This is a genomic window from Allobosea sp. FBZP-16, assembly GCF_002831785.1.
GTDB classification, from domain to species: Bacteria; Pseudomonadota; Alphaproteobacteria; order Rhizobiales; family Beijerinckiaceae; genus Allobosea; species Allobosea lupini.
In genome coordinates, this window is record NZ_LNCQ01000022.1 from 356,071 (window position 1) to 381,862 (window position 25,792).

Annotated in this window: 23 protein-coding genes; 11 read left to right on the forward strand and 12 right to left on the reverse strand. The window is 67.1% G+C overall.

All coding sequences use genetic code 11. The annotated features are described in order from the left end of the window. Positions 1 to 31 precede the first annotated feature (31 nt). Positions 32 to 1,351 (forward strand): M23 family metallopeptidase, encoded by a 1,320-nt coding sequence (locus CXY91_RS07910; protein ID WP_158673313.1) that lies wholly within the window; start codon positions 32 to 34, stop codon positions 1,349 to 1,351. A 128-nt stretch (positions 1,352 to 1,479) separates the two neighbouring features. Here CXY91_RS07910 and CXY91_RS07915 read toward each other — a convergent pair whose 3' ends face one another. The 3 genes from CXY91_RS07915 to CXY91_RS07925 all read right to left on the reverse strand — a co-directional run bounded on the left by CXY91_RS07915 (position 1,480) and on the right by CXY91_RS07925 (position 3,102). Continuing rightward, positions 1,480 to 2,367 carry an alpha/beta fold hydrolase gene (locus CXY91_RS07915; protein WP_100960183.1) on the reverse strand — a complete coding sequence of 296 codons (888 nt, stop codon included), beginning with the start codon at positions 2,365 to 2,367 and terminating at the stop codon, positions 1,480 to 1,482. An 89-nt stretch (positions 2,368 to 2,456) separates the two neighbouring features. Continuing rightward, entirely contained in the window at positions 2,457 to 2,843 is a 387-nt protein-coding gene (locus CXY91_RS07920; protein ID WP_091829317.1) for a nuclear transport factor 2 family protein, read from the reverse strand. A 67-nt stretch (positions 2,844 to 2,910) separates the two neighbouring features. After that, positions 2,911 to 3,102 carry a hypothetical protein gene (locus CXY91_RS07925; protein ID WP_100960185.1) on the reverse strand — a complete coding sequence of 64 codons (192 nt, stop codon included), beginning with the start codon at positions 3,100 to 3,102 and terminating at the stop codon, positions 2,911 to 2,913. A 316-nt stretch (positions 3,103 to 3,418) separates the two neighbouring features. Here CXY91_RS07925 and CXY91_RS07930 point away from each other — a divergent pair, with 316 nt between their 5' ends. From CXY91_RS07930 to cysN, 3 genes are read left to right on the forward strand one after another with little or no spacing between them, the layout of a single operon-like run. Further along, a complete protein-coding gene (locus tag CXY91_RS07930) occupies positions 3,419 to 4,177 on the forward strand; it encodes a phosphoadenylyl-sulfate reductase (protein WP_100960820.1) in 759 nt (252 codons plus the stop codon). After that, complete coding sequence (gene cysD, locus CXY91_RS07935) at positions 4,174 to 5,076, forward strand: sulfate adenylyltransferase subunit CysD (RefSeq protein ID WP_091829311.1); 903 nt, start codon at positions 4,174 to 4,176, stop codon at positions 5,074 to 5,076. Before CXY91_RS07930 ends, cysD begins: the two co-directional genes overlap by 4 nt. After that, positions 5,076 to 6,704 carry a sulfate adenylyltransferase subunit CysN gene (gene cysN / locus CXY91_RS07940; RefSeq protein WP_100960187.1) on the forward strand — a complete coding sequence of 543 codons (1,629 nt, stop codon included), beginning with the start codon at positions 5,076 to 5,078 and terminating at the stop codon, positions 6,702 to 6,704. The genes cysD and cysN overlap by 1 nt, the downstream gene beginning before the upstream one ends. A gap of 60 nt (positions 6,705 to 6,764) precedes the next feature. On the opposite strand, the gene CXY91_RS07945 is transcribed toward cysN, so the two are convergent. The 7 genes from CXY91_RS07945 to CXY91_RS07975 all read right to left on the reverse strand — a co-directional run bounded on the left by CXY91_RS07945 (position 6,765) and on the right by CXY91_RS07975 (position 13,018). Continuing rightward, entirely contained in the window at positions 6,765 to 7,418 is a 654-nt protein-coding gene (locus CXY91_RS07945; protein WP_100960189.1) for an EF-hand domain-containing protein, read from the reverse strand. A gap of 106 nt (positions 7,419 to 7,524) precedes the next feature. Next, on the reverse strand, positions 7,525 to 7,956 hold the full coding sequence (locus tag CXY91_RS07950; protein WP_100960191.1) for a RidA family protein: 432 nt from the start codon (positions 7,954 to 7,956) through the stop codon (positions 7,525 to 7,527). Between the two features lie 25 nt (positions 7,957 to 7,981). After that, positions 7,982 to 9,643, reverse strand: coding sequence for an AMP-binding protein (locus CXY91_RS07955; RefSeq protein ID WP_100960193.1), 1,662 nt, complete (start codon positions 9,641 to 9,643; stop codon positions 7,982 to 7,984). A 58-nt stretch (positions 9,644 to 9,701) separates the two neighbouring features. Beyond that, the gene (locus CXY91_RS07960; protein WP_100960195.1) at positions 9,702 to 10,877 is read right to left on the reverse strand and encodes an acyl-CoA dehydrogenase family protein; all 1,176 of its coding nucleotides are present in this window, start codon (positions 10,875 to 10,877) and stop codon (positions 9,702 to 9,704) included. 1 nt (position 10,878) lies between these two features. After that, positions 10,879 to 11,712 carry an enoyl-CoA hydratase family protein gene (locus CXY91_RS07965; protein WP_100960196.1) on the reverse strand — a complete coding sequence of 278 codons (834 nt, stop codon included), beginning with the start codon at positions 11,710 to 11,712 and terminating at the stop codon, positions 10,879 to 10,881. Continuing rightward, positions 11,709 to 12,254, reverse strand: coding sequence for a MarR family winged helix-turn-helix transcriptional regulator (locus CXY91_RS07970; RefSeq protein ID WP_091829298.1), 546 nt, complete (start codon positions 12,252 to 12,254; stop codon positions 11,709 to 11,711). The genes CXY91_RS07965 and CXY91_RS07970 overlap by 4 nt, the downstream gene beginning before the upstream one ends. Before the next feature lie 2 nt (positions 12,255 to 12,256). Continuing rightward, positions 12,257 to 13,018, reverse strand: coding sequence for an SDR family NAD(P)-dependent oxidoreductase (locus tag CXY91_RS07975; protein ID WP_100960198.1), 762 nt, complete (start codon positions 13,016 to 13,018; stop codon positions 12,257 to 12,259). A 229-nt stretch (positions 13,019 to 13,247) separates the two neighbouring features. Here CXY91_RS07975 and CXY91_RS07980 point away from each other — a divergent pair, with 229 nt between their 5' ends. The 5 genes from CXY91_RS07980 (at position 13,248) to CXY91_RS08000 (ending at position 18,767) form a co-directional block, all read left to right on the forward strand. Then, the gene (locus CXY91_RS07980; RefSeq protein WP_100960200.1) at positions 13,248 to 15,611 is read left to right on the forward strand and encodes a bifunctional salicylyl-CoA 5-hydroxylase/oxidoreductase; all 2,364 of its coding nucleotides are present in this window, start codon (positions 13,248 to 13,250) and stop codon (positions 15,609 to 15,611) included. 63 nt (positions 15,612 to 15,674) lie between these two features. After that, positions 15,675 to 15,986, forward strand: coding sequence for a hypothetical protein (locus CXY91_RS07985; RefSeq protein ID WP_100960202.1), 312 nt, complete (start codon positions 15,675 to 15,677; stop codon positions 15,984 to 15,986). A gap of 120 nt (positions 15,987 to 16,106) precedes the next feature. Continuing rightward, positions 16,107 to 17,057, forward strand: a complete 951-nt coding sequence (locus tag CXY91_RS07990; protein WP_100960203.1) for a ring-cleaving dioxygenase — start codon at positions 16,107 to 16,109, stop codon at positions 17,055 to 17,057. 245 nt (positions 17,058 to 17,302) lie between these two features. Then, complete coding sequence (locus CXY91_RS07995) at positions 17,303 to 18,439, forward strand: tlde1 domain-containing protein (RefSeq protein ID WP_248307398.1); 1,137 nt, start codon at positions 17,303 to 17,305, stop codon at positions 18,437 to 18,439. Positions 18,440 to 18,491: 52 nt separating this feature from the next. Further along, a complete protein-coding gene (locus CXY91_RS08000) occupies positions 18,492 to 18,767 on the forward strand; it encodes a hypothetical protein (protein WP_199777377.1) in 276 nt (91 codons plus the stop codon). A 96-nt stretch (positions 18,768 to 18,863) separates the two neighbouring features. Here the strand turns inward: CXY91_RS08000 and CXY91_RS08005 are convergent, their stop codons facing one another. Both CXY91_RS08005 and topA read right to left on the reverse strand, forming a co-directional pair. Further along, the gene (locus CXY91_RS08005) at positions 18,864 to 20,951 is read right to left on the reverse strand and encodes a methyl-accepting chemotaxis protein (protein WP_100960205.1); all 2,088 of its coding nucleotides are present in this window, start codon (positions 20,949 to 20,951) and stop codon (positions 18,864 to 18,866) included. 133 nt (positions 20,952 to 21,084) lie between these two features. Further along, complete coding sequence (gene topA, locus CXY91_RS08010) at positions 21,085 to 23,745, reverse strand: type I DNA topoisomerase (RefSeq protein ID WP_100960210.1); 2,661 nt, start codon at positions 23,743 to 23,745, stop codon at positions 21,085 to 21,087. A 212-nt stretch (positions 23,746 to 23,957) separates the two neighbouring features. Between topA and panB the strand changes: the two genes are divergently transcribed. Beyond that, positions 23,958 to 24,779 carry a 3-methyl-2-oxobutanoate hydroxymethyltransferase gene (panB, locus tag CXY91_RS08015; protein ID WP_100960212.1) on the forward strand — a complete coding sequence of 274 codons (822 nt, stop codon included), beginning with the start codon at positions 23,958 to 23,960 and terminating at the stop codon, positions 24,777 to 24,779. Between the two features lie 65 nt (positions 24,780 to 24,844). Next, positions 24,845 to 25,789 (forward strand): aspartate carbamoyltransferase catalytic subunit, encoded by a 945-nt coding sequence (locus CXY91_RS08020; RefSeq protein WP_091829281.1) that lies wholly within the window; start codon positions 24,845 to 24,847, stop codon positions 25,787 to 25,789. The last annotated feature ends 3 nt before the right edge of the window (positions 25,790 to 25,792 follow it).

The window sequence follows — 25,792 nt, forward strand, 5'->3', positions numbered from 1 at the left end:
TGCGCGGCGGGTTCGACGCGGAAACAGAGACGTGCAACCGGTTCGCCTGAAGCGACGGCCCGACGAGGCCGCCAGCACCACCTCTCTCCAGCCGGAGAGCGAGACAGCGCGGCGTCCACGTAGCGGTGGCGGACGGTCAGGGTCGGGACGCGGCAGCGTGCTGCCCTGGATTCTGGCTGTGCTGGCGATCGTCGCTGCCGGCGTCACCGGCCATCTTCTCTATGAGGAAAAGAGCCGCGTCGCGGCACTCCAGCAGGAGCAGGCCATCCTGCAGAGCAGCTATGACGAGAAGCTGAAGGCGCTGCAGCGTCGCCTCGTCAGCGCCATCGTCGCCTCCGGCAATTCGCCCGGCCTGCCGTCGCAGCCGGGCCAGCCCGCTGCGTCCGGCAAGGCGGGCGACCAGCTCGCCGACCTGATCACGCGTCAGATCGAGCTCGAGGCCCGCCAGGCCCTGCTCGGCGCGCTGACCGGCCAGGCAGTCGGGCCGATCCTGCCGCAGGGCGGCGCCAAGGCGCAGGGCGGCAATCAGTTCGCCGACGGCCAGAATGTCCTGGATCGCGTCAATCCCGCCATACTGGCGCAACAGCGCCGGCAGGTCGCGGCAGCGGTCAAGGCAGCTGAGACGATGTCGCTCGACCAGCGCATCGCCATACTCGGCCAATCGCTCGACCGGGTGCAGAACGGCCAGAACCAGCAGCTTCCGGCGCTCGGGCGCCAGCTCGTCGGCCGTGTGCAAGAAGTGAAGGCAGCGCTGACCGAGATCGGGCTCGATCCTGCCAAGGTCAAGCTGCCGCCGGGCCAGCCGGGCATGGGCGGCCCGCTCATACCGATGACGGTGAAGGCCGGTACCTTCGAGCATGCGCTGATGCAGCTCGGCGAAGCGCGCGCAGTTTTCGGGCGCTGGCGTGACCTTGCGACCATCGTCCCATTCCAGCGCCCGGTCCCGACCGACGACACCACCACCAGCAATTTCGGCCCGCGCTCCGATCCGTTCACCGGCGGCACCGCGATGCATGCCGGCATGGACTTTCGAGGCGAGACCGGCACGCCGGTGCATGCTGCCGGGGCAGGCAAGGTGCTGCGTGCAGAGGTTGCCGGCGGCTACGGCAACCTCGTCGAACTCGATCACGGCAATGGCGTGACGACGCGCTACGGCCATCTTTCGGCCTTCGACGTCAAGGCCGGCCAGATCGTCGCCGCCGGCCAGGTCATCGGCCGCGTCGGCTCGACCGGCCGCTCGACCGGCCCGCATCTTCACTATGAGACGCGGCTCTCGGACGAGGCGCGCAATCCCCTCAAATTCATCCAGATTGGCGACAAGCTGACGGTCGGGCCGAGCGGCCTGCGCTGAGTGGGCGCGAGGTGCCGCCCGGCGCCTAGAGCATTTCCGGCGAACACGGGTTCGCCTCCAATGCTCCATCTCTCTGTTTTCACGCAATTCCTGACGCAAAACCGCTGCGCACCGTTGCTGGAATTGCTCTAGCCGGCACCCGCGAAGAAGGAGACGAGCCGCTCGCTCAGTTCGGCCGGGCGCTCTTCAGGAACATAGTGCCCGCTACGGCTGGCGATCCAGCCCTGTGGATTTGCCGCGACCCGCTGCATCGTCGCGAGGGCTGCGCCGCGATAGCCGTGCTCGGCGCCGATCGCCAGGACTGGGAGCATCAGTTTGCGCGAGCCGAAATCCAGGTTGTCCTGAAGGTCATGCGACAACAGGGTTCTGTAGTAGGCGAACATGCTCCGCAGGCAGCCGGGGGCTGCCGCTGCTGCGGCATAGACCGCGATGTCCACCTCGGCGATGGCAGTGCGGTCCCACAGCCCGACCTTGTCGCGATGCAGCATATGGCGGATGAACATGTGCTCGCGGCCGGCGACCAAGGCCTCGGCGATGTCACCGGCGGCGTTGAAGCCGAAATGCCAACTCCCGCCCTGCGCGATGTTCATGGCGTTCTCCTGGCCGAAGCCGGGCAGGCCCGACTCGATGAACACCAGGCCCTTCGCCCGCTCCGGCCATTGCGCCACGAACGGATAGGCCACCTGTCCGCCCATGTCGTGACCGACCACCCAGCACGACGGAATGGCGAGGCTGTCGAGCAGTTCGAGCAGGTCGCGTGCGACGCTCTTCTTGTCATAGCCGTCGGGCGGCTTCAAGCTGTGGCCGAAGCCACGCAGATCCACCGCGATCGCCCGGTATCCGGCCTTTGCCAGCAGGGGCGCAACGTGTCGCCAGGCATAAGACGTCTGGGGCCAGCCATGCAGGAGCAGGACCGCCTCGGCATCCCGGGATCCGAATTCCGTCAGATGAAGCCGGACCCCGCTGGGCAGGAATGCCGCAGCAGGACGGACCTCGTTGCGATCACCAGCAATCATCGACGCTCTCGCTTCCGCTTCGACGTCGATAGCGCTCCGGCGAGACCAGCTGCAAGTGAGAGATCCGGTGTCCCGATCTCACCTTGCTGTCAGGTTGCGCTTGAACCGACCTCCCGCCACGCGCTTCCGGTGTCGTAGAAGAAGCGCTCTTCGGCGATACGGTCGCCCCGCCAGCGCTGGAAAGCCAGCTCTTCGAGCCGGCGCGTCACGCCTGTCTTGTCGGTCGCGTCGAAAATCCAGCGGACGACGACATGGTCGCCGTCGACCAGCACTGCGGCGGGGGGATGCGTATGCATCTTCTCGAGCCGCTCCAGCGCGCGCGCCTCGTGCGCCATCAGCGCCTCGCGGCCGCGGCGCGGCTCGTTGGCGTTCTCCTGCATGGTCGCGTCGTCAGTGTAGAAATCGCGAATGGCGCCGACATGATCGCCGCTCACGACGGCGGCGACAAAGGCATCGACTCTCGCACGGTCAGGCATAGCCATCTCCATCTCGTCAGGCCGAGATGGTGGAGAATAGCTCCGTCCGCGATGGAGCGTGTCAGCATCAGCTCCGGTGCTTGGGCGCTCCGGGCTTGGTCGGAACTTGCGGCGAGACCGGATCGCTGGCGGGAAAGGTGTCCTTCAGCGCCTTGTCGAGCTCCTTCTCGGCCGAGCCACCCGCCTTCTTCGCGTCATTGCGCTGTTCGCGCTGCTCCTTGCGCAAGCTCTCGACCGCGTGGTTTGCCGAATTCGCCATGATAGTCCCCCTGTAGTGTCGCAGGACCAGCCTGCATGTCCCGTCAACGCAGGTGCTTGAGCGAAAGTTCCTGTGGCAACGGCTCAGGCGCGCTTGCGAGCAGGCTACGGATTCAATGGATCGGGAAGGATTTTCTCCTTCTTCCTCGAAATAAGAAAATTCACGCTATCTGATGTGAATTGATTGACAGGCTTTCAAGTTATATGTGGATTGTTCGATTTACAGAACATCCCACTGACTGACGACATGGCAGGTCGTGGCGGGCGAGGGCGGCATCGTGCTGTCCGCGTCGGCCTTGTCTGCGCAGAGCAAGTACATGGTCGAGTTGCAGGAACAGGCCGAAAACCTCAATGCTGCGTTCGGAACGTCGGATGCAGCCGAGCGCCTCGCAGGATTGGTGCGGAACACTGGTGGGCGCCTCGTCTTCACCACCAGCTTCGGCCTCGAGGATCAGGTCGTCACCCATCTGATCGCAACCCAGAACCTGCCGATCGAGATCGTCACGCTCGATACCGGCCGGCTCTTCGGTGAGGTCCATGCGCTCTGGGCGCAGACCGAGGCGCGCTACGGCATCACGATCACGCCGTTCTATCCGCGTCACGACGCGGTCGAGGCCTTCGTGCTCGGCCACGGCATCAACGGCTTCTACAATTCGATCGAGGCCCGCAAGGCCTGCTGCAATGTCCGCAAGGTCGAGCCGCTCGGCCGGGCGCTCGCCGGAGCCGCCGCCTGGATCACCGGCCTGCGCGCCGACCAGTCGGCCGCACGCGGTGGCGTCGCGCTCGCCGAGGCCGACCGGGAGCGCAGCCTCATCAAGTTCAATCCCCTGCTCGACTGGTCGCGCGACCAGGCGCTGGCCTTCGCCCGCAAGCACGATGTTCCGCTCAACCCGCTGCATGAGAAGGGTTTCCTCTCGATTGGCTGCCAGCCCTGCACCCGCGCCATCCAGCCGGGCGAGCCGGAGCGGGCGGGGCGCTGGTGGTGGGAAGAGGAAGCCGCCAAGGAGTGCGGCCTGCATGTCGGCCCGGACGGCCGGTTGGTGCGGTCCAAGCCGGCCGCGGAGGTTTTGGCGTGATCCAGCTCAGTCATCTGCAGAAGCTCGAAGCCGAGGCGATCTTCATCATCCGCGAGGTCGCCGCGACCTGCGAAAAGCCGGTGCTGCTCTATTCGATCGGCAAGGACTCGGCGGTCCTGCTGCATCTTGCCATGAAGGCCTTCTATCCCGGCAAGCCGCCATTCCCGCTGCTCCATGTCGACACGACCTGGAAGTTCCGGGACATGATCGCCTTCCGTGACCAGACCGCGAGCCGGCTCGGGCTCGACCTGATCGTGCACATCAACGAGGAGGGCCGGAGGGCCGGCGTGAACCCGTTTGCCTCGGGCTCGCGCCTGCACACCGATGTGATGAAGACGCAAGGGCTGAAGCAGGCGCTCGACAAATACGGCTTCGACGCGGCCTTCGGTGGCGCCCGTCGCGACGAGGAGAAGAGCCGGGCCAAGGAGCGGGTGTTCTCGCTGCGCTCGGCCCAGCACCGGTGGGATCCGAAGAACCAGCGGCCCGAGCCCTGGCGGCTGTTCAACACCCGCAAGGCCCAGGGCGAGAGCTTCCGCGTCTTCCCGCTCTCCAATTGGACCGAGAAGGACGTCTGGGACTACATCGCGCTCGAGAACATCCCGGTCGTGCCGCTCTATTTCGCCGCGCCGCGCCCGGTCGTGCGCCGCAACGGCGCCTGGATCATGCGCGACGACGAGCGCATGGAGCTGCTGCCCGGCGAAAAGCTCGAGACCCGCATGGTCCGCTTCCGCACGCTCGGCTGCTACCCGCTGACCGGCGCGGTCGAGAGCGAAGCGGCGAACCTTACCGACATCATCGCCGAGATGCGTGCGTCACGTTCCTCCGAGCGGGAAGGGCGCGTCATCGACCATGACGGCTCCGGCTCGATGGAGCAGAAGAAGCAGGAAGGCTATTTCTGATGGCGGCGCTCGCGAAGTTGAAGGGCCAGCCCGCTCCGGCTGGCCAGCCGCACCCCGCCAACGACCAGAGCCAGAGAACCGAGGGCAGCGCCCGCGCCTTGCTGCGCTTCATCACCTGCGGCTCGGTCGACGACGGCAAGTCGACTCTGATCGGCCGGATTCTCTATGAGGCCGGCGCGGTCTTCGACGACCAGCTCACTGCGCTCGACTCAGATTCCCGCAAGTTCGGCACGCAGGGCGCGGCGCCGGACTTCGCTCTGCTGGTCGATGGGCTCTCGGCCGAGCGCGAGCAGGGCATCACCATCGATGTCGCCTATCGGTATTTCTCGACCGACCAGCGCAGCTTCATCGTCGCCGACACCCCCGGTCACGAGCAGTACACCCGCAATATGGCGACCGGCGCCTCGACCGCGGACCTCGCCATCATCCTGATCGACGCCCGCAAGGGCCTGCTGCCGCAGACGCGCCGGCACTCCTTCATCGTTTCGCTGGTCGGCGTCCGCCATGTCGTCGTCGCCGTCAACAAGATGGACCTGGTCGGCTATGACGAGGCGGTCTTCCGCCAGATCGAGCAGGACTATCGCAAGGCCGTCGCGGGCTTAGGCTTCGCCAGCATCGACTTCGTCCCGGTCTCGGCTCGAGACGGCGAGAACGTCACGAGTCTCTCCAAGCTGACGCCCTGGTATCGCGGCCCGGCGCTGCTGCCCCTGCTCGAATCCGTCGTGGTCGTCGCCGAGGCGGAAGTCGAAGCCGGCTTCGCTTTGCCGGTGCAATGGGTCAACCGGCCCGATCTCGACTTCCGCGGCTTCGCCGGCACGGTCGCGCGCGGGCGCCTGCGCGTCGGCGATGCGGTCGCGGCGCTGCCGTCGGGCCGTCGCAGCACGATCGCCCGCATCCTTGCGCCGTCCGGCGACGTCTCGCAGGCGAGCGCCGGCCAGTCGGTGACGGTCACGCTTGCGGACGAGATCGACGTCTCGCGCGGCGACGTCATTGCCTCGGTCGCTCACGCTCCGGTGGTGAAGCAGGAATTACAGGCGCGCCTGCTCTGGACCGGCGAGGCCGCGCTGCGCGAAGGCGGCGAGTTCATCGTGAAGCTCGCCACCGCGAGCGCCAACGCGCAGATCGTGCGCCTGCACCACAGCGTCGACATCGAAAGCTATGCCGAGGCACCGGCCGACAGCCTGGCGATGAACGGCATCGGCCTGGCGACGCTGACGCTCGACCGGCAGCTCGCGGTGCTCGACTACACGCATAGCCGCGAGCTCGGTGGCTTCATTCTGATCGACAGGCTCAGCAACCAGACGGTCGCCTTCGGCTTCGTCGAGACCCATAAGGCTCAGGACAAGGCTCGTTCGATCACTGAGGCTGGTGCGGTCAGCGGCGCGGTCCTGCGTCTCGTCGGCTGGCGCGGTGCACAGGAACGACGCGCCTGGTTCGAGGCCGCGAGCTGGCGCCTGGCAAGCGGATTGTTCGTCTTCGCCGTCGTGGCGCTGTCGACGGGGCAGTGGGGTCTCGCGGCCGTGCTTGCACTCGGCGATATCGCGCTGCGGCCGCTGCTGAAGGACCTGCATGCGAGGCTGTGGGCAAAGAAGGCGCCGCCTTCGCTCTATGACGGGGCGGGCATCTGAACCGCATATCTCGAGAGCGCCGGACGGCCTTCTGCCGGCCCGGCGTTGCGCAAGCGGTGATCAGGCCGCCTGGGAATAGGTCGTGCCAGCGGAAGCCTTCGCTCCGAGCTGGTAGGTCTGGCCATAAGCTTCCGACGCGCCGCTGATCTCCGCCGGCAATGGTGGCGGAGGCGGCCGCTGCGAGGCGCGTTCTTCCATCTGCTTCTTGAAGTCGGCCATCTCCTCCTTGGAGACCTGGCCGTCCTTGTCCGCATCCATCGCGGCGAAGAGGCGGCTTAGCAGGCCGTTCGAGCTGTCTCCGTCGGGAGCGACCACCTTCAGGAATTCGTCCTTGGCGACGCTGCCGTCTGAATCGGCATCAAGCTTGGCGAAGTAGTTCTTGTCCTCGCCATCCTTGGCGTCGGTCTTGGTCGACGTCTTGGCGTTGGCCGTATCCGACTGGAGCATCAGCAGGAGGGCCTGCGTCTGCTGGTCAGCCTTCTCCGCCTTCGCCTTGAAGGCGTCCGATTCCGCCTTGCTGACCGACCCGTCCTGGTCGGTGTCCATCGCCTTGAACAGTTTCTCTGTCTTGGCGTTGTCGGCGCCTTTCGGCGCGCCGGCGGAGAATTCGGCGAGGTTGAGCACCCCGTCGCTATTGCTGTCGAGCTTGTCGAAACTCGGCGGCTTTCCTGGCGGTGGCGGGCGAAAGCCCCCGGCGCCGCTGATACTCGTCATGCGATACTCCTGACGATTCACCGCCCGGATCAGACGGCGCCGTCGAGTATCGTGGCTAATTCTTGGTAAATTCCTAGCGCGTCTTACACTGCGCCGGAGCGATGGCTCAGCCCGGCAGCACGGCCGTCGCCTCGATCTCGACCATCGCCTCCGGCTCGACCAGAGCGGGAACGGAGACCACCGCCATGGCGGGGAAATGCCGGCCGAGATTGGCGCGATAGGCCGGGCCGAGCTCGGCCAGGCTGTTGCGATAGGCCTCGATGTCGGTGACGTACCAGGTCAGGCGCACGATATCCTCGACCTTGCCGCCGCCGGCCTCGACCACGGCCTTGATGTTGGCGAGCGTCTGGCCGACCTGGGCGACGAAGCCCTTGGCGAAGACGCCCTGGACGTCCCAGCCGACGAGACCGCCGGTCACCAGCACCTTGCCTTCGGCGACCATGCCGTTGGCATAACCGCGCGGCTGCGGCCAGCCTTCGGGCAGGACCGCGCGGGCGCGGCGCGGAGCGGAATCGGATGGCGAGGTGCCGCTGGTCATGGGCGTGGTCTTTCTCAAGCAATAGTCAGGAAGCCGAAGCTTCCAGGCGCGCGATCTCGCGCAGGGCGAAGCGCTGCAGCTTCCCGGTAGAGGTCTTCGGCAGGGTTGTCACGAAGGCGATGGCGCGTGGGTATTTGTAGGGCGCGATCGTCGCCTTGACATGCTCCTGCAGCGCCTTGGCCAGCGCGGCATCGCCAGTGAAGCCCTCGCGCAGCAGCACATAGGCCTTCACGATCTGGCCGCGCTCGGGGCAGGGCGCTCCGACGACGCCGCATTCGGCCACCGCCGCATGCGTCAGCAGGGAGGCCTCGACCTCCGGCCCGGCGATGTTGTAGCCGGCCGAGATGATCATGTCGTCGGAGCGCGCCTGGTACCAGAAATAGCCGTCGCCATCGCGCAGATAGGTGTCGCCGGTGACGTTCCAGCCATCGAGGATGTATTTGGCCTGGCGCGGATCGGCTAGGTAGCGGCAGCCGGTCGGGCCGCGCACGGCGAGGCGCCCGGGCGTGCCGTCCGGCACCTCCTTGCCATCCTCGTCGACGATCTTCGCCTCGTAGCCGGGCACCGGCAGGCCGGTCGAGCCCGGCCGTATCTTGTCGCGCGGCGCGCCGATGAAAATGTGCAGCATCTCGGTCGCGCCGATCCCGTCCATCAATGGCAGCCCGGTTGCCTCCTGCCAGGCGTCGAAGGTCGCCTTCGGCAGCGTTTCGCCGGCCGAGACGCAGATGCGCAGTGAAGAGAGGTCGCGCTCGGCGAGTTTGCCGAGCATGGCGCGATAGGCAGTGGGAGCGGTGAAGCAGACCGTCGCACGATGGCGCTCGATCGCTTCGGCGAGATCGGGCGGCGCGACCTTGGCCGGCAGGATGCAGGCGGCGCCGATGCGCAAGGGAAAGAGCACGATGCCGCCAAGCCCGAAGGTGAAGGCGAGCGGCGGCGAACCGATGAAGCGGTCGTCAGGTGCAGCCTGCAGCACGCGCGCGCCATAGGCGTCGCAGATCGCCAACAGGTCGCGCTGGAAATGCATCGTGCCCTTGGGTTCGCCGGTGGTGCCCGAGGTGAAGGCGATCAGGCAGACATCGTCCTGCGCGGTGTCAGCCGGCTCGAAACTCTCGTAGCCGGCTTTGTCCATCAGGGCTTCTAGCCCGCCATCGCCCCATGTGACGATGGTCGAGAGTTCTGCTGCAAGCTGTTGGGCAGCCTTGAGTTCATCGACCAGCGTCGCATCGCACAGCGCCAGCCCGATCTTCGCCTTGCGGATCGGATAGGCGAGCTCGCCGGCACGCAGCATCGGCATGGTCGCGACCACCACGCCGCCGGCCTTGAGCACCGCGAAATAGGTCGCGACCATCATCGGCGTGTTGGCGGCGCGCAGCAGTACCCGGTTGCCCGGCACCATGCCGAGATCGCGGGTCAGCACATTGGCGATGCGGTTCACGATTTCGGCGAGCGCCCGATAGCTCCAGGTCTCGCTCGGGCCGATCACCGCGTCGCGTTCGCCGCGCCCCTCGGCGACATGGCGATCGACGAACTCGGTGACGACGTTGAGCCGTTCCGGATAGCTTAGCCCGGCGGCTGCGAGGTCGAGGCGCGGCCAGCTTTCACGCCGCGGCAGGTTGTCCCGCGCGAAAGAGTCCACATGTCCCGACCGCATGAGATCTGCGGTACCCATCTCGTTCCCCTGGTCCATTTTTTGAACGTAGTCTTGTCGCAAAACCGGTTCCCACTTTTGCGGACCATGCTCGCGCCTACTTCAGCAGGTCGCGTGCGATCACGACCTTCTGCACCTCGCTGGCGCCCTCGTAGATTCTGAGCGCCCTGATCTCGCGATAGAGTTCCTCGACCTTGACGCCGCGGGTGACCCCGAGACCGCCATGGATCTGCACGGCGCGGTCGATCACCTTCTGAGCGTTCTCGGTCGCGACGAGCTTGGCGAGCGCCGCCTCGCGGGTGACGCGGGCTGCGCCCCGGTCCTTGGTCCAGGCGGCGCGGTAGACGAGGAGGGCGGCGGCATCGACCTCGGTCGCGCTGTCGGCGATCGCGGCCTGCGAGAGCTGGAGGTCGCCGAGCGTCCCGCCGAAGAGCTTGCGGTTCTTGGCATGGGAAACCGTTTCGTGCAGCGCGCGACGGGCGAAGCCGAGCGCCGCGGCGCCGACCGTCGATCGGAAGATATCGAGCGTCGCCATCGCCACCTTGAAGCCGTCGCCAGGACCGCCGATGCGGTTCGCGGCGGGGATGCGGCAGCCATCGAAGCGTAAGGTCGCGAGCGGATGCGGCGCGATCACGTCGATGCGCTCGGCGATGAAAAGCCCAGGCGTATCGGCCTCGACCAGATAGGCCGAGAGGCCGCGCGCGCCGGGCGCCTCGCCGGAGCGGGCGAAGACGACGTAATGGTCGGCGATGCCGCCATTCGAGATCCAGGTCTTCTCGCCGTCGATCCGGACATGGGTATTGCCGTCCGGCGTCGCCGTTGTCGCCAGGGCGGCGACGTCGGAGCCGGCTTCCTTCTCGGAGAGGGCGAAGGCCGCGATCCTCTCGCCGCGCGCCACCGCCGGCAGGATGCGCGCCTTCATCTCGGGCGAACCGGCGACGCTGATCGAGCCGGTCCCCAGCCCCTGCATGGCGAAGGCGAAATCGGCGAGCCCGTCGCGGGCGGCGAGGATTTCGCGGGCGAGGCAGAGCGTGCGTACGTCGAGCGCGGCATGCAGTCCGCCGTATTCGGCCGGCACGGCGGCCCTCAGGAAACCAGCCTCGCCCAGCGCTTTCACCCGGGCCCGGCAGGCTTCGTCGACATCGTCATGCGGCAGGCCCGGCAGGGTGGCGTCGGCCCAGGCGGAGAGCCGCCCAGCGAAGTCGCGGTGATGCGCCTCGAAGAAGGGCCAGTCGAGCGTGTCGCCGAGGAATCCTGTGCCGAGCGCAGCCATCTCAGTTGCCCTCGAACACCGGCTTCCGCTTCTCGGCGAAGGCGTGATAGGCGCGGGCGAAATCCTCGGTCTGCATGCACAGCGCCTGCGCCACCGCCTCCGCCTCGATCGCGGATTCGACCGACATCGCCCATTCCATTTCGAGCATGCGCTTGGTCATGGCGTTGGCGAAAGTCGGCCCGTCGGCGAGCTCGGCCGCGAGCGCCTGTGCCTCGGCGAGCACGATCTCGCGGGCGATGAGCCGGTTGAGGAAGCCCCAACGCTCGGCTTCCTCGCCCTTGAGCACTCGGCCGGTATACAGAAGCTCGGCGGCGCGACCCTGTCCGATGATGCGCGGCAGCATCGCGCAGGCGCCCATATCGCAGCCGGCGAGGCCGACACGGTTGAACAGGAAGGCGATCTTGGTCTCGGCCGTGCCGAGGCGCAGATCGGAGGCCATGGCGATGATCGCGCCGGCGCCGGCGCAGATGCCGTCGATCGCGGCGACGATGGGCTGCGGACAGGCACGCATCGTCTTGACCAGCTCGCCGGTCATCCGGGTAAACTTGAGCAGGTCCTTGGTATCCATCGCGACCAGCGGCCCGATGATCTCGAAGACGTCGCCGCCCGAAGAAAAGTTGCCGCCTGCGCCCGTCACGACGATCGCCTTGACCGCTTCCTCCTTCTGCGCCGCGAGGAAGAGATCGGTCAGCTCGCGATAGCTCTCGAAGGTCAACGGGTTCTTCTTCTCCGGCCGGTTCAGCGTCACGGTCGCGACCTTGCCGGCGACCGAGAGCTGGAAATGCTGCGGCTTGAAGCCGGAAAGCGGCAGGGTGACGGGGTTTGCGCTGGTCATTCGGTCTCTCCCGCCGCGGTCGGCGTGCCGTTCTGGCGGTTGCTGATGGCCTGGTGGAGCGAGGCCTTGACCCCGCCGAGCAGGCGGAAGAGCTGGCCGATCTCGGCTGGGCCGAGGTCGGCGAAGAGCTCCGCGATCCAGCCTTCATGACGCTCGGCCATCGCCTTGAAGGCGCGCCTGCCCTGGGCAGTCAGCGTCAGCACCTGGACGCGCCGGTCCTGCGCCGCCGGGCGCTTGTCGACCAGCCCGTCGGTGAGCAGGCCGGCGACGACGGCCGTGACGTTGCCGTTCGAGACCATCAGCCGCTGCGAGACCTCGCCGACGGTCATGCCGGTGGTCGACTTCTCGAGCTGCGCCATCAGGTCGAAGCGCGGCAGCGTCGTCTTGAACTCCTCGCGCAGGCGGGTGCGGATTTCGCTCTCGATCAGGGTCGAGCAGGTCAGCATCCGCAGCCAGAGGCGCAACTCATCCTTGTGGTCGCCGGGGCGCTCGCTCGCCTTGGTTTCGCGGTCGAGCAGGGGGGCGGTGGACGGGATTTCCATGGTCAGAATTCCCCGCCATTGATCAGGATGGACTGCCCAGTGATGCCGCGGCTTTGCGGCCCGCAGAGATTGAGGACGGCGGCCGCGACTTCCGCCGGCGTGATCAGCCGGTGCTGCGGATTGTCCTTGGTCAGCTCCGCCAGCGCCTCCTCGCGGCTCTTGCCGGTCTTGGCGGCGATCGTCGTCAGGCTGCCGGCGACCATGTCGGTGTCGGTGTAGCCGGGGCAGATCGCGTTGACGGTGACGCCGGAGCGCGCCGTCTCCAGCGCCAGCGAGCGCACGAGACCGACGACCGCGTGCTTGGCGGCGACATAGGCTGAAACATAGGCATAGCCGCGGTGCCCGGCGGTCGAGGCGATCGCGATCAGTCGGCCCGAGCGGCGCTCGGTCATGCCAGGCAAAGCGGGACGGAAGCAGTTCACCGTGCCGATCAGGTTGATCTCGACCATGCGCCGGAACAGCTCGGCGTCGCTGCGCTGGAAGCTGGCGCTTTCGGCCGCGCCGGCATTGGCGACGACGATGTCGAAGGGTTGTCCCGCCGAGAGTCCGGCCATCGCCTCGCTCACGGCGCTCTCATCGGTCACGTCGACGGCATGGGCGGCATCGGCTGCGCCAGCGATCACCGCCTGTTGCAGGATGTCGTCATTGCGGCCGATGATCGAGACGCGGGCGCCGGCCTGGCGCAGGATGGAGGCAATGGCGCGGCCGATGCCGCGTCCGCCGCCGCTCACCAGGGCATGTTGTCCCGCCAGAGCCGATGCCATGCCGTTCACTCCCTCTTGGCAGTCAATATATTTTAGGTCTGAAACATTTTGCAAGAGGGATGGAGAGAAACAGGGATGAGGATAAATATCGTTGATATGACAATGTATTATGCGGATTTAGCTTTGACTCGACCAGCCTGTGCTGCGGTCGGGAACATGGCCGATCCATCGGGGCTTGAGCCGAAATTATTTTAGGTTTAAAATGATTTCACGAGCGAGGGAGAGCGTCATGCGCATTGCGGTGGTGGGCGGCGGTCCGGCAGGTCTTTATTACGCGCTGCTGATGAAGCGGGACTGGCCGGAGCTCGACGTCACCGTCTTCGAGCGCAACCGCCCCGACGACACCTTCGGCTTCGGCGTCGTCTTCTCCGACCAGACACTCGACCTGTTCAAGGCGGCCGACCTGCCGAGCTATGAGGCGATCGTTCGCAGCTTCGCCTATTGGGACGATATCGAGATCCATTTCAAAGGCACGGTGCGTCGCGTGCCCGGCAACGGCTTCTGCGGCTGCTCGCGCCGCACGCTGCTGATGCTTTTGCAAGAGCGGGCGCGCCAGGTCGGCGTCAAGCTCGTCTTCTCGCAGGAGATCGAGGACGTCGCCGCGCTCAAGCGCGATTACGACCTCGTCGTCGCCGCAGACGGCATCAACAGCCGCATCCGCGAGGGCGACCGCGAACGCTTCGCGCCGCAGGTCGATCTGCGGCCGAACCGCTTCGTCTGGATGGGCTCGACCCGGCCCTTCGACGCCTTCACCTTCTTCTTCAAGCAGACGCAGCACGGCGTCTTCATCGCCCATTGCTACCAGTACGAGCCGGGGCAATCGACCTGGGTGCTGGAGACCGACCCCGAGACCTTCGCCCGCGCCGGGCTGGAGGGCCTGGATGAGGCCGGCACAGCTGCCTTCCTGGAACAGGTCTTCGCCGAGGAATTGCAGGGTCACAGGCTGATCACCAATCGCTCGCTCTGGCGGCAGTTCCCGATGATCCGCTGCAGCAACTGGGTCGTCGATAATGTCGTGCTGCTCGGTGACGCCAAGGCGACGGCGCATTTCTCGATCGGCTCCGGCACCAAGCTCGCCATGGAGGATTCGATCGCGCTGCATCGCGCCTTCCATCGCGCCGGGCTCGACGTCAAGGCGGCGCTCGCCGGCTTCGAGACCGGGCGGCGCGAGGAGGTCGAGAAGACCCAGCACGCCGCCGACGTCTCGCTGGTCTGGTTCGAGCAGTTGAAGCGCTTCTGGGATTTCGAGCCGCTGCGCTTCGCCTTCGGCCTGATGACCCGTTCCAAGGCGATCACCTACGACAACCTCGCGCTGCGTGCCCCCGAGTTCGTCGCGGCGATCGACAGGCTGGTCGCCGACGATCTCGGCGCAGATCAAGCGACGCGCCGCGACGGCACGCCGGTGCCACCGGCCTTCCAGCCCTTCTTCCTGCGCGAGATGAAGGTGGCGAACCGCTTCGTCGTCTCGCCGATGTGCCAGTATTCCGCACAGGATGGCCTGCCGGGCGACTGGCACCTGATGCATTACGGCGCCCGCGCCATCGGCGGGGCAGGGCTCGTCTTCACCGAAATGACCTGCGTCTCGGCCGATGCCCGCATCACCCCCGGCTGCGCCGGGCTCTACAATGATGCGCAGGAAGCCGCCTGGACGCGCATCGTCGATTTCGTCCATGGCAACTCGGCTGCGAAGATCTGCCTGCAGCTCGGCCATGCCGGGCGAAAAGGGGCGAGCAAGCTGATGTGGGACGGCATGGACCGGCCGCTCGCCGAGGGCGCCTGGCCGATCATCTCGGCATCGCCGCTGCCGTATTATCCCGAAAGCCAGGTGCCACGCGAAATGACCCGAGCCGACATGGAGCGGGTCAAGGCCGATTTCGTCGCGTCGGCCGAGCGCGGCCTGGGCGCCGGCTTCGACATGCTCGAACTGCACTGCGCCCACGGCTATCTGCTGGCGAGCTTCCTTTCGCCGCTGACCAACAAGCGCAGCGACGAGTACGGCGGCTCGCTCGAGAACCGCCTGCGCTTCCCGCTCGAAGTCTTCGACGCGCTTCGCCAGATGTGGCCGGCCGACAAGCCGATGTCGGTACGGATCTCGGCGACCGACTGGCAGGAGGGCGGCATCAGCGCGGAAGATTCCGTCGCGATCTCCGAGGCCTTCGCCGGGGCCGGCTGCGACCTCGTCGACGTCTCGACCGGGCAGACGACGCCGCGCGCCCGCCCGCATTATGGCCGCATGTTCCAGACGCCGTTCGCCGACCGCATCCGCAACGAGGCCGGCGTCGCGACCATGTGCGTCGGCGCGATCACCACGGCCGACCAGGCCAACACGATCGTCGCCGCCGGCCGCGCCGATCTCGTCGCGCTGGGACGCCCGCACCTTGCCGACCCCTCCTTCGTGCTCAGGGCCGCCGCCTGGTATGGGGCGGACGTCGCGCAGCCGGTCCAGTACCAGCCGGGCAAGGACCAGCTCATGCGCAACACGCCGCGCGAGCGCGAGGAGCTGGAGACACTCAAGCTCAAGGCCAAGCCGAGCCGGCACGGTGGCGCACCGGCTGATCCGACGAGCATTCCGGCTGCGCGAGCGGCGGAGTAGGCGGAACCTGATCGGGAGGTGGCCGGTTGATCAAGGACTTCCTCGATCAACCGGAGATCCGCCATGACTGCCAGGACGACGCTGCTTGCCCTGCTGACGACGGTCGCGCTGACTGCCGCCGCCGTGGCGCAGACACCTCAAACCACGAAACAGCCCGACAACTCGGGCGTCGGTCCGACTACGACGCATCCGAGCCAGGTCGACAAGGGCCAGAACATGATCCTGCCTTCGGCGGGACAGGCCGGGCAGTCGGCCGCGCCGACCATGGTCTATGACTGCAAGAACAAGCCGCAGGATTGCACCACGCCGCCATCGCCGGGTGACAAGAGCAGCTTGCCCAAGCAATCGTCCTCGCCGCCGAAGCAGGTTCCATGATTGCATTCATGCAATTTATGATTGGATGCGCGCCGTCTTTATGGCGTAGGCGCAAAGATTATCTTGGTGAGCAGCGCAAGCGCTTCGTCAGATGAAGCCCGCAACCAAGGGGTCCGCATCATGCAGCTCACCGGCATCCACCACGTCACCGCGATCACCGCCCAGGCCGCGCAGAACCGGCGCTTCTACGTCGAGACGCTCGGCCTGCGCCTGGTCAAGAAGACGGTGAACCAGGACGACACCTCTGCCTATCACCTGTTCTACGCCGACGGCGCCGGCTCGCCCGGCACCGACCTGACCTTCTTCGACTGGCCAACGTCTCCTGCCCGGCGCGGCACGAACTCGATCACCCGGACCGCGCTCAGGGTCGCGAGCGAGACCTCGCTCGACTTCTGGCGCGAGCGACTCACGGCAGCCGGCGTCACCGTCTCCGACACGCGCCTGCTCAATGGCCGCGCCGCGCTAGATTTCGAGGATCCGGAAGGCCAGCGCCTGACGCTTATCGTGGATGGCGGCGCGATTCCCTTCGTCGCCTGGGAGAAGAGCCCGGTTCCGGCCGAGCATCAGATCCGCGGCCTCGGGCCGGTGACGATCTCGGTGCCGCAGATCGAGCGCACGGAGCTGGTTCTGACCAAGCTGCTCGGGTTGGAGCGCATCGCGGACTATCGCGACGCGGGCCACGCCAGCGGTGACATCCATGTCTTCCGGATCGGCGAGGGCGGCCCTGCGGCCGAGCTCAATGTCGCAGTCGAGCCCGGTCTTGCCCCGGCCCGCGAAGGCGCCGGCGGCGTCCATCACCTGGCTCTGCGGACGCCGAGCTTCGGGGAGTACGACGCCTGGGCCGAGAGGCTGCGCGCCTCCGGCTATCCGAACAGCGGGCCGGTCGATCGCTTCTATTTCCGCTCGCTCTATCTGCGCGAGCCGAATGGCGTGCTGATCGAGATCGCCAGCGACGGGCCCGGCTTCGCCACCGACGAGCCCTTCGAGACCATGGGCGAGGGGCTGTCGCTGCCGCCTTTCCTGGAGCCGAAGCGGGCGGCGATCGAGGCCGGGCTGAAGCCTCTGGCCTGACGGCGCCCGGGCCATAGAAGCGCGCTGCGGCCAGGACGGCCGCAGCGCGAGAAGCATTCCCTAAAATGCTTTTGATTCATCGCGAATTAACCAAGGTCGCGCTGAATGAACCTCGTGAGGTTGGGGCCTCCCGAGACTGATTAGCAGGCCGCTACGGTCTCCCGGTGCGTATCGAGCGCGGCGGCGAGACGAGCAGGGCGCTGCGCCTCAGCGGGAGGCCTGCAAGGTGTCCCGAGGCGTTGCGTATGCGTAGCTCGAACAAGTTCGCCGGTTATTCCTATAGCCTGAAGCGTCGGCGCGGCAGCCCCTTCATCCGCCTTGGCGTCCTCGTGGCCGTTGCCGCCGGCGCGATGGCGGGGGTGTCGGCCTGGTCTGGCAGGCAGACCGAGCAGGCGGCGACCGCAACACTGCCGCCCCAGAAGCACGCGCTGGGCCATTCGACATCGCCCCACAGCGCAACACCGCTGCTCCGCCCCGGCTATGTCGTTGGCTATGTCGCGCAATCTCTCGCCGAGAGCGCACCGCTCTCCAGTCGCTTCCAGTCGACAGTCGCCGCCCCGCAGGCCGTGGTATTCGATCCTGAGACGACCGGCTCGATCGCGCCGTCTGAGCCGGCGGCCGGCCCAAGCCTGGCGACGGCCACTATTGCCGTCCAGCCCGCTACTGCTGAAGCCCCGCGAATCGCGCTGATCGCGCCGCGTCCAGTTCCGCGCCCGTCCGATCTCAAGCTGCCGACACCGCCTGAGCCGCGCCTCGCGACGCGCGCAATCTCGCGCCAGGGCAAGGATATCGTCGCCAAGGCCGAGCCTGCCCCCGACAACCGCTCCTTCTTCGAGAAGCTTTTCGGCGTGAATGCAAATGCCCCGCAGAGCTCCGGCGAACGTCTCGCCTATGCCGCGCCGCAGGACGACATCACCCAGCGCAGCGGCCGAGGCAGCGGCCTCACGGTCGCTCCGGCGCCCATGCCGGCGCCGATCGCATCGACGGCGCCGGCTGCCAGCGGCAAGACCGCAGTCTACGACATCAGCGCTCGCACCGTTTACTTGCCCAATGGCGAGCGGCTGGAAGCCAATTCCGGCCTTGGCGACAAGATGAACGACCTGCGCTACGTCCATGTCCGCATGCATGGCCCGACGCCGCCGCACGTCTACAATCTGACCGAGCGCGAGGCGCTCTTCCACGGCGTGCGCGCCATCCGCATGCATCCGGTTGGCGGCAGCGGCAAGATCTTCGGCCGCGCCGGCCTGCTGGTGCACAGCTACCTGCTCGGGCCGCGCGGCGACTCGAATGGCTGTGTATCGGTCAAGGACTACGACCGCTTCCTGCAGGCCTTCCTGCGCGGCGAGATCAAGCAGCTCGTCGTCGTGGGCGGGCGGAGTTGAGGCGCCGCCGCCAGCCTTGCCCCCATGGGAGCCCGGCTGCTCTGATCGGCGGATGACGAGACCGCCCACTCTTCCGACCTCTCTGCTGGCGCTTGCTGTGCTGGCACTCTCTCTGGCGGTGGCCGCTCCGGCCGCCGCCGAAGTGCGTTTAGGCAGCAATGTCCGCATCGGCGGCCACGATGCCTCGAACCAGCGCTTCGATCGCCGCAATCGCGGCGCCTACCGCGTCTACGATGGGCGGCCGCGCAGTCCTGGTTGCTCCTGGCATGCGGATGGCAGGGGTGGGCGGGTCAAGATCTGCCATCTGCAGCGCATCAGGCGGCGCTGACCAATGAAAAGGGGCCAGCTTGCAGCTGGCCCCGACGATGTCTCTGTTCAACCAAGTGCGTGGGGCGTGCCGCGGGCCCCGGCCGAGTGTTCTGTTTCAGAACTCTTCCCAGCCCGCGTCGCCGCCGCGGGCATTGGCGACCTTGCGGGCAGGGGCCGGCATGGGCGCGGGCACAGCACGTTCGCGACGCGGTGCCGGCTTGTGTTGGGCAAAGGCGGCCTCCGCACGCTGCTGCAGCCGTACCGGCTCCGATGCGTTGACCAAGACGAACGCAGCCGACTGCGGCGAGGCGGTGCCGGCGCTCGCACTGGTCCGGAAGCCGGAGACCAGGGCGTTGAGTTCGCCGATCTTGCTCGACAACGCGCCGGCAGAGGCGGCGCTCTGTTCGGCGAGTGCCGCGTTCGCCTGGGTCATCTCGTCCATATGGGCGACGGTCTGGCTCATCTCCTCGATGCCGTTCGCCTGTTCGCTCGAGGCCGCAGCGACCTCGGAGACGGTCGCTTGGACGCTCTGCGAGGCGGAGACGATGCGGGTCAGCGCGTCGCCGGCCTGGCGAACCAGTTTGACGCCCGCTTCGACCTCGGTGTTCGAGGAGGAGATCAGGCCGGTGATGCCCTTGGCCGCCTCGCCCGAGCGCTGGGCGAGCGTGCGGACTTCCGACGCGACGACCGCAAAGCCCTTGCCGGCGTCGCCGGCCCGCGCCGCTTCCACCGCTGCATTGAGCGCCAGCAGATTGGTCTGGAAGGCGATGTCGTCGATCACGCGGGTGATGTCGGAGATCTTCTTCGAGGCCGCCTCGATCCGTTCCATCGCCGAGACGGCGTCGGTGACGATGTTGCCGCCGGCCTGCGCGACCTGCATCGCCTCGCCGGCCTGGCGCACCGCCTGCTGGGCGGCCTGGGCGGCGGCCTTGACGGAGGCGGCGAGCTCCTCGGTGGTCGCAGCACTCTCCTCCAGCGAGGAGGCCTGCTCCTCGGTGCGCTTGGAGAGATCGTCGGCGCCCATGTTGATCTCGCGCGCCGACAGGCCGACATCCGCCGACATCGTCTGGATCGTGCTGACGGTCGCCGACAGCCGCGACAACGTTTCGTTGATCGCATCCTTCAATTCGGCGAAGCGGCCGCGATAGGCCGTCGGGACCTGGCGGGTCAGGTCGCCGGCGGCGAGCGCCTGCAGCACCGCGACGAACTCCGTGGTGGCGTTGTCGACGACAGCATTGATCTCGTTGATCCCGGCGACCAGCTTCTGCATCTGCTCGTCGCCATGGTCGATCTGGAGCCGGGCTGAGAAATCGCCCGCGGCGGCCGCGGCGACGACCTCGCCGACATCGGACACCACCGAGGCCATCGCATCCGCCGAGCGAATGCGCGTTGCGGAGGCGGCACGCTCCTGCTCCTGCAGCAGCGCGACCTGCTCGGTGCTCTGGCGCAGGACCGAGACTGCCCGGGCCATCTCGCCGATCTCGTCGCGGCGCTTGGTATGTGGCACCTCGATCTGAGTCTCCCCGGCGGTGAGGCGGCTCATCGTCCCGCCGAGGTCGACGAGAGGACGGATGATCGAGCGCCGCGAAAAGACCAGCGCGCCGAAGATCGCGCCGCCGAGCACCGCGATCAGCGCGACCGGCAGCCAGGTCCGCACCTGCTCCGAAAAGGCGCTGGAGGCTGCATCGACCTCGTTGGCGAGCGTCTCGTTGAAGCTGCTCAGCGACGTCAGCTCTTCCTGCAGCGTCGCGCGGTTCTTCTTGCTGGCGTCGCTGTTGCCCCAGGCTTCCGCCGCACGGGCCGAGATCTCGCGGACCATGCGCGTCGTCTCCAGCCGGATGGCGACGAATTCGGTGATCAGGCCACTGATCTTCTCCATCCGCTCGCGTTCGGCCGGCGGGACGAGCCTGGCGAGATCCTTGCGGCGCTCCTCGACCCTGGCGAGGCCGCCCTCGACCGTCGTCGCTGCGATGCCGGCGAAATGCGGGTTGCGGGCGGTGTAGACGAGGTAGGAATCGGCGACGACGAGATTGACCGCGGCATTGAGCCGTTCGGCGGCGAGGGCGATGTGGTTCTGCTGCGACGAACGATCGTTCATCGTGTCGATGCGGGTCATCGCCAGCAAGGCGCAGCCGAGTGCAACCAAGGCGCCGGCCGCGACGATCGCGATCAGCCCCAGAATCTGGGTCCTGATGGATTTCATGATGTCCCCTCGCAGGCCGCTAGTTCGACTGCGGCGCTGAAACCTAGCGAGAGGCTTTGAATCCGGAGTTAACCGTGATCGGCTTTAGAGCGCTTTTTCAATCGGTTGAAAGATCGCTGCGGGCTAATGGCGGCTATTCCTCCGCGGCGCTGGCCTTCTTGGCCTTGGCGCTCTTTGCTTTCGCTGGCGCCTTCTTGGCTGCTGCCGGCTTCTTGGCAGCTGCCGGCTTCTTGGCGGGTGCCTTCGCCTTGCTCTTGGTGCCACCGCCGGTCGCCGCCTTGGCGTTGACCAGCTCGATCGCCTGTTCGGTGGTGATGCTCTCCTGCGCCATCGTCTTCGGCAGCGTGGCGTAGACCTTGCCCCATGCGACATAAGGACCGTAGCGGCCGGCCCTGACCTCCATCTTGCCGCCCTGCGGGTGCTCGCCGAGATCGCGCCCTGGCGTCGCCGCGGCATTGCCGAAACGGCGGCCGCCCGCACCGCTCTCCTTGGCCACGATCAGGTCGATGGCGCGGTTGGCGCCGATCTCCAGGATGTCGTCGCCCTTGTCGATATTGGCGTAGGTCTTGCCGTGCTGGACGTAAGGGCCGTAGCGGCCGATGCCGGCGAGGATCGGCTCGCCGCTGGTCGGGTGCTTCGCGACCTCCCGCGGTAGCGAGAGCAGGGCGAGTGCCTTCTCCAGCGTCAGCGAGCCGACGGTCTCACCCTTGGGCAGGCTGGAGCGCTTCGGCTTCTCGCCGTCGCCAAGCTGGATATAGGGGCCGAAGCGGCCGTCGCGCGCGGTGACTTCGAGATCGGTGACCGGATCCTTGCCGAGGATGCGGACGCCATTGACGGCCTGCCCGCCTTCGGCCGACGCCTCGCCATCGGCGGCGGACGCCGTGAGCGGGCGGGTGAAGCGGCATTCGGGATAGTTCGAGCAGCCGACGAAGGCGCCGAACTTGCCGAGCTTGAGCGATAGCGTGCCGGTGCCGCAGACCTGGCAGCTGCGCGGATCGCTGCCATCGGGGCGCGGCGGGAAGACGTGCTGACCCAGGATGCCGTTCAGCGCTTCCAGAACGTCGCCGACGCGCAGCTCCTTGGTTTCGCCGATCGCCTTGGTGAATTCGTCCCAGAACTCGCGCAGCAGGACCTTCCAGTCGACATCGCCGCTGGAAACCAGATCGAGCTTCTCCTCCAGGCTCGCCGTGAAGTCGAACTCGACATAGCGCTTGAAGAAGGACTCCAGGAATGCCGTAACCAGCATGCCCTTGTCCTCGGGCACCAGGCGCTTCTTCTCGACGCGGACATACTCGCGGTCGCGCAGCGTTGCCAGCGTCGCGGCATAGGTCGAAGGCCGGCCGATACCGAGCTCTTCCATGCGCTTGACCAGGCTCGCTTCCGAAAAGCGCGGCGGCGGCTCGGTGAAATGCTGGTCGGCGGCGATGGCGCGCTTCTCCAGCGGATCGCCGGCCTTCATCGGGGGCAGCTTCTTGGAGTCCTCGTCCTCCTCGTCGTCGCGGCTCTCCTGATAGAGCGTCAGGAAGCCGTCGAAGAGCACGACCTGGCCGGTCGCGCGCAGTTCGAGCGCGCGGGCCCCGACCTGGGCGGCGATATCGACTGTAGTGCGCTCCATCGAGGCCGATTCCATCTGGCTGGCGATGGTTCGCTTCCAGATCAGCTCATAAAGCTTGGCCTGCTCGGGCTCGAGATGGCGCGTCACCATCGCCGGCAGGCGGCCGAGATCGGTCGGGCGGATGGCTTCGTGCGCTTCCTGCGCATTCTTGGCCTTGACCGTGTATTTGCGCGGGGCGTCGGGCACGTAGTTGTCGCCGAACTCCTTGCCGATGACCCGCCGCGCCGCCGTGATCGCGGAGCCGTCCATGTCGACGCCGTCGGTCCGCATATAGGTGATCAGGCCGACGGTCTCGCCGCCGATGTCGACGCCCTCATAGAGGCGCTGCGCGACCTGCATGGTGCGGGCCGGCGCCATGCCCAGCTTGCGCGAGGCCTCCTGCTGCAGGGTCGAAGTCTGGAAGGGCGGCTGCGGATGCCGCTTGACCGGCTTGGCCTCGACCTCGGCGACCGAGAACCTTGCGGTCTCCAGCGCGGCCTTGAAGGCCGCGGCCTCATCGCCCGTGCCGATGTCGAGCCGGGTGATCTTCTTGCCGTCGGCGCCACTGAGGCGTGCATCGAAGGTTGCGCCGCTGGCGGTTGCGAGCGTCGCGATCAGCGACCAGTATTCGCGGGCCCGGAAGGCCTCGATCTCGCGTTCGCGGTCGCTGACCAGGCGCAGCGCGACCGATTGCACGCGCCCGGCCGAGCGGGCGCCGGGGAGCTTGCGCCACAGCACAGGCGACAGCGTGAAGCCGACGAGATAGTCGAGGGCGCGGCGGGCGAGATAGGCGTCGACCAGCGCCTGGTCGATCGGGCGCGGATTGGCCAGCGCCTTCTGCACGGCGTCCTTGGTCACGGCGTTGAAGGTGACGCGCTCGACCGGGATGCCCTTGATGGCCCGCTTCTGGTTCAGCGCCTCCAGCACGTGCCAGGAGATCGCCTCGCCCTCGCGATCCGGGTCGGTGGCGAGAATGACCTTCTCGGCGTTCTTTGCCGCCTTGGCGATCTCGGCGACCTGCTTGGCGCCGCGCCCCTCGGTCTCCCAGAGCATTGCGAAGTCGTTCTCGGGATCGACCGAGCCGTCCTTCGCGGGGAGATCGCGAATGTGCCCGAACGAGGCGATGACCTCGTAGTCCGGGCCCAGATATTTGTTGATCGTCTTGGCCTTGGCCGGCGACTCGACGACGAGGAGCTTCATGACGCTTTCGATCTCATAGACAAGGGTAAGGCGGGCACTAGCAGCCAGCCTCGCCGAACTTGGCGCGGGGCGCGTTGATAGCGGTTCGGGATTGCGCGCGAAAGTGGTTCACGCGGCCGGTCCTGTCAAACCCGATTCTGCTTTCCGGGGCAGGGCGGTCAGGCTACGTCAGCAGCCGCCGCCGTTTCGGCGTCTGATATGGAGAGCTTGGCATGTCGTCGCAGAACCGGACAAGTCGGCTGACCTCGCTCGATATTCGCGGACGCAAGGGCGGCGAGCCGCTCGTCGCCCTGACGGCCTGTATCGCGCCGATGGCCAGGATCGTCGACGAGGTCGCGGATGTCGCGCTCGTCGGCGACTCGCTCGGCATGGTCGTCTACGGCCTCGACAGCACCGTCCCGGTGACGCTGGAGATGATGAGCCTGCACGGCCAGGCCGTGACGCGCGCGACGACGCGTTCCCTCGTCGTGATCGACATGCCGTTCGGCAGTTATGAAGAGGGCCGTGAACAGGCCTTCCGTAATGCCGCCCGGCTGCTCAAGGAGACTGGCGCCGGCGCCGTGAAGCTCGAAGGCGGCGCGAGGATGGCCGAGACCGTGCGCTTCTTGGTCGAGCGCGGCGTGCCGGTGATGGGCCATGTCGGGCTTACGCCGCAGGCGGTCAACACGCTCGGTGGCTACAAGGCGCAGGGTCGCAGCAAGGCTGAGTGGCCGGCCCTCATCGCCGACGCCACGGCGATCGCAGATGCCGGGGCATTCTCCCTGGTGATCGAGGCGGTGGCTGAGCCGCTGGCGGTCGAGATCACCAAAAAGGTCGCGATCCCGACCATCGGGATCGGCGCCTCGGCCGCCTGCGACGGGCAGGTCCTCGTCCTCGACGACATGCTCGGCCTCACCGGCCGGGTGCCGAAATTCGTGAAGGCCTATGGCAATCTCGCAGCACAGGCCCGGGAGGTGGTGCGTGCCTACGCCGCCGAGGTGCGCAGCCGCCAGTTCCCTGGTGAAGCACATGTCTACGCGTTGAAAGCAGAGTGACGCACTGAAGAACGTGCGCGCCGCCTTGCGCCGGCCACGACTCGCCCCTAAACAGCGGTCTTCAAATGACATCGACCGTATCGCTCTATCCGCACCGGCACCTCCTCGGGATCGAGGGGCTGTCACATCTGGATATCGAGGCGCTGCTCGAGCGCGCCGAGACCTATGTCGCGCTCTCGCGCCAGATCGAGAAGAAGACGGCCACGCTGCGCGGCCGCACCCAGATCAACCTGTTCTTCGAGCCGTCGACACGGACGCAGGCCTCGTTCGAGCTCGCGGGCAAGCGTCTGGGCGCCGATGTGATGAACATGTCGGTCGGCTCCTCCTCGGTGAAGAAGGGCGAGACTCTGATCGACACTGCCGCGACGCTGAACGCGATGCGGCCGGACATCCTGGTCGTGCGCCACCATGCCGCCGGCGCGGTCAATCTGCTCGCCCGCAAGGTCGATTGCTCCGTCGTCAATGCCGGCGACGGCGCCCATGAGCATCCGACTCAGGCCCTGCTCGACGCCCTGACCATCCGCCGTAACAAGGGCCGGATCGCCGGGCTTACCGTCGCGATCTGCGGCGACATCGTGCATTCGCGCGTCGCCCGCTCCAACATCATCCTGCTGAGCGCCCTTGGCGCCAAGGTCCGCCTGATCGCGCCTTCGACCCTGCTGCCGACCGGTGTCGAGCGCATGGGGGTCGAGGTCTTCCGTGACATGAAGAAGGGGCTGGAGGGCGTCGACATCGTCATGATGCTGCGCCTGCAGCTCGAGCGCATGAACGGCGCCTTCGTGCCGTCCTCGAAGGAATACTTCCGCTATTTCGGGCTCGACCGCGACAAGCTCTCGCTGGCCGCGCCGGATGCGCTCGTCATGCATCCCGGCCCGATGAACCGCGGCGTCGAGATCTCGTCCGAGGTGGCGGACGGCGCCCAGTCGCTGATCCGCGAGCAGGTCGAGATGGGCGTGGCCGTGCGCATGGCGGTGCTCGATGCGCTTGCGCAGCATCTCCCGAATGGCTGAGCC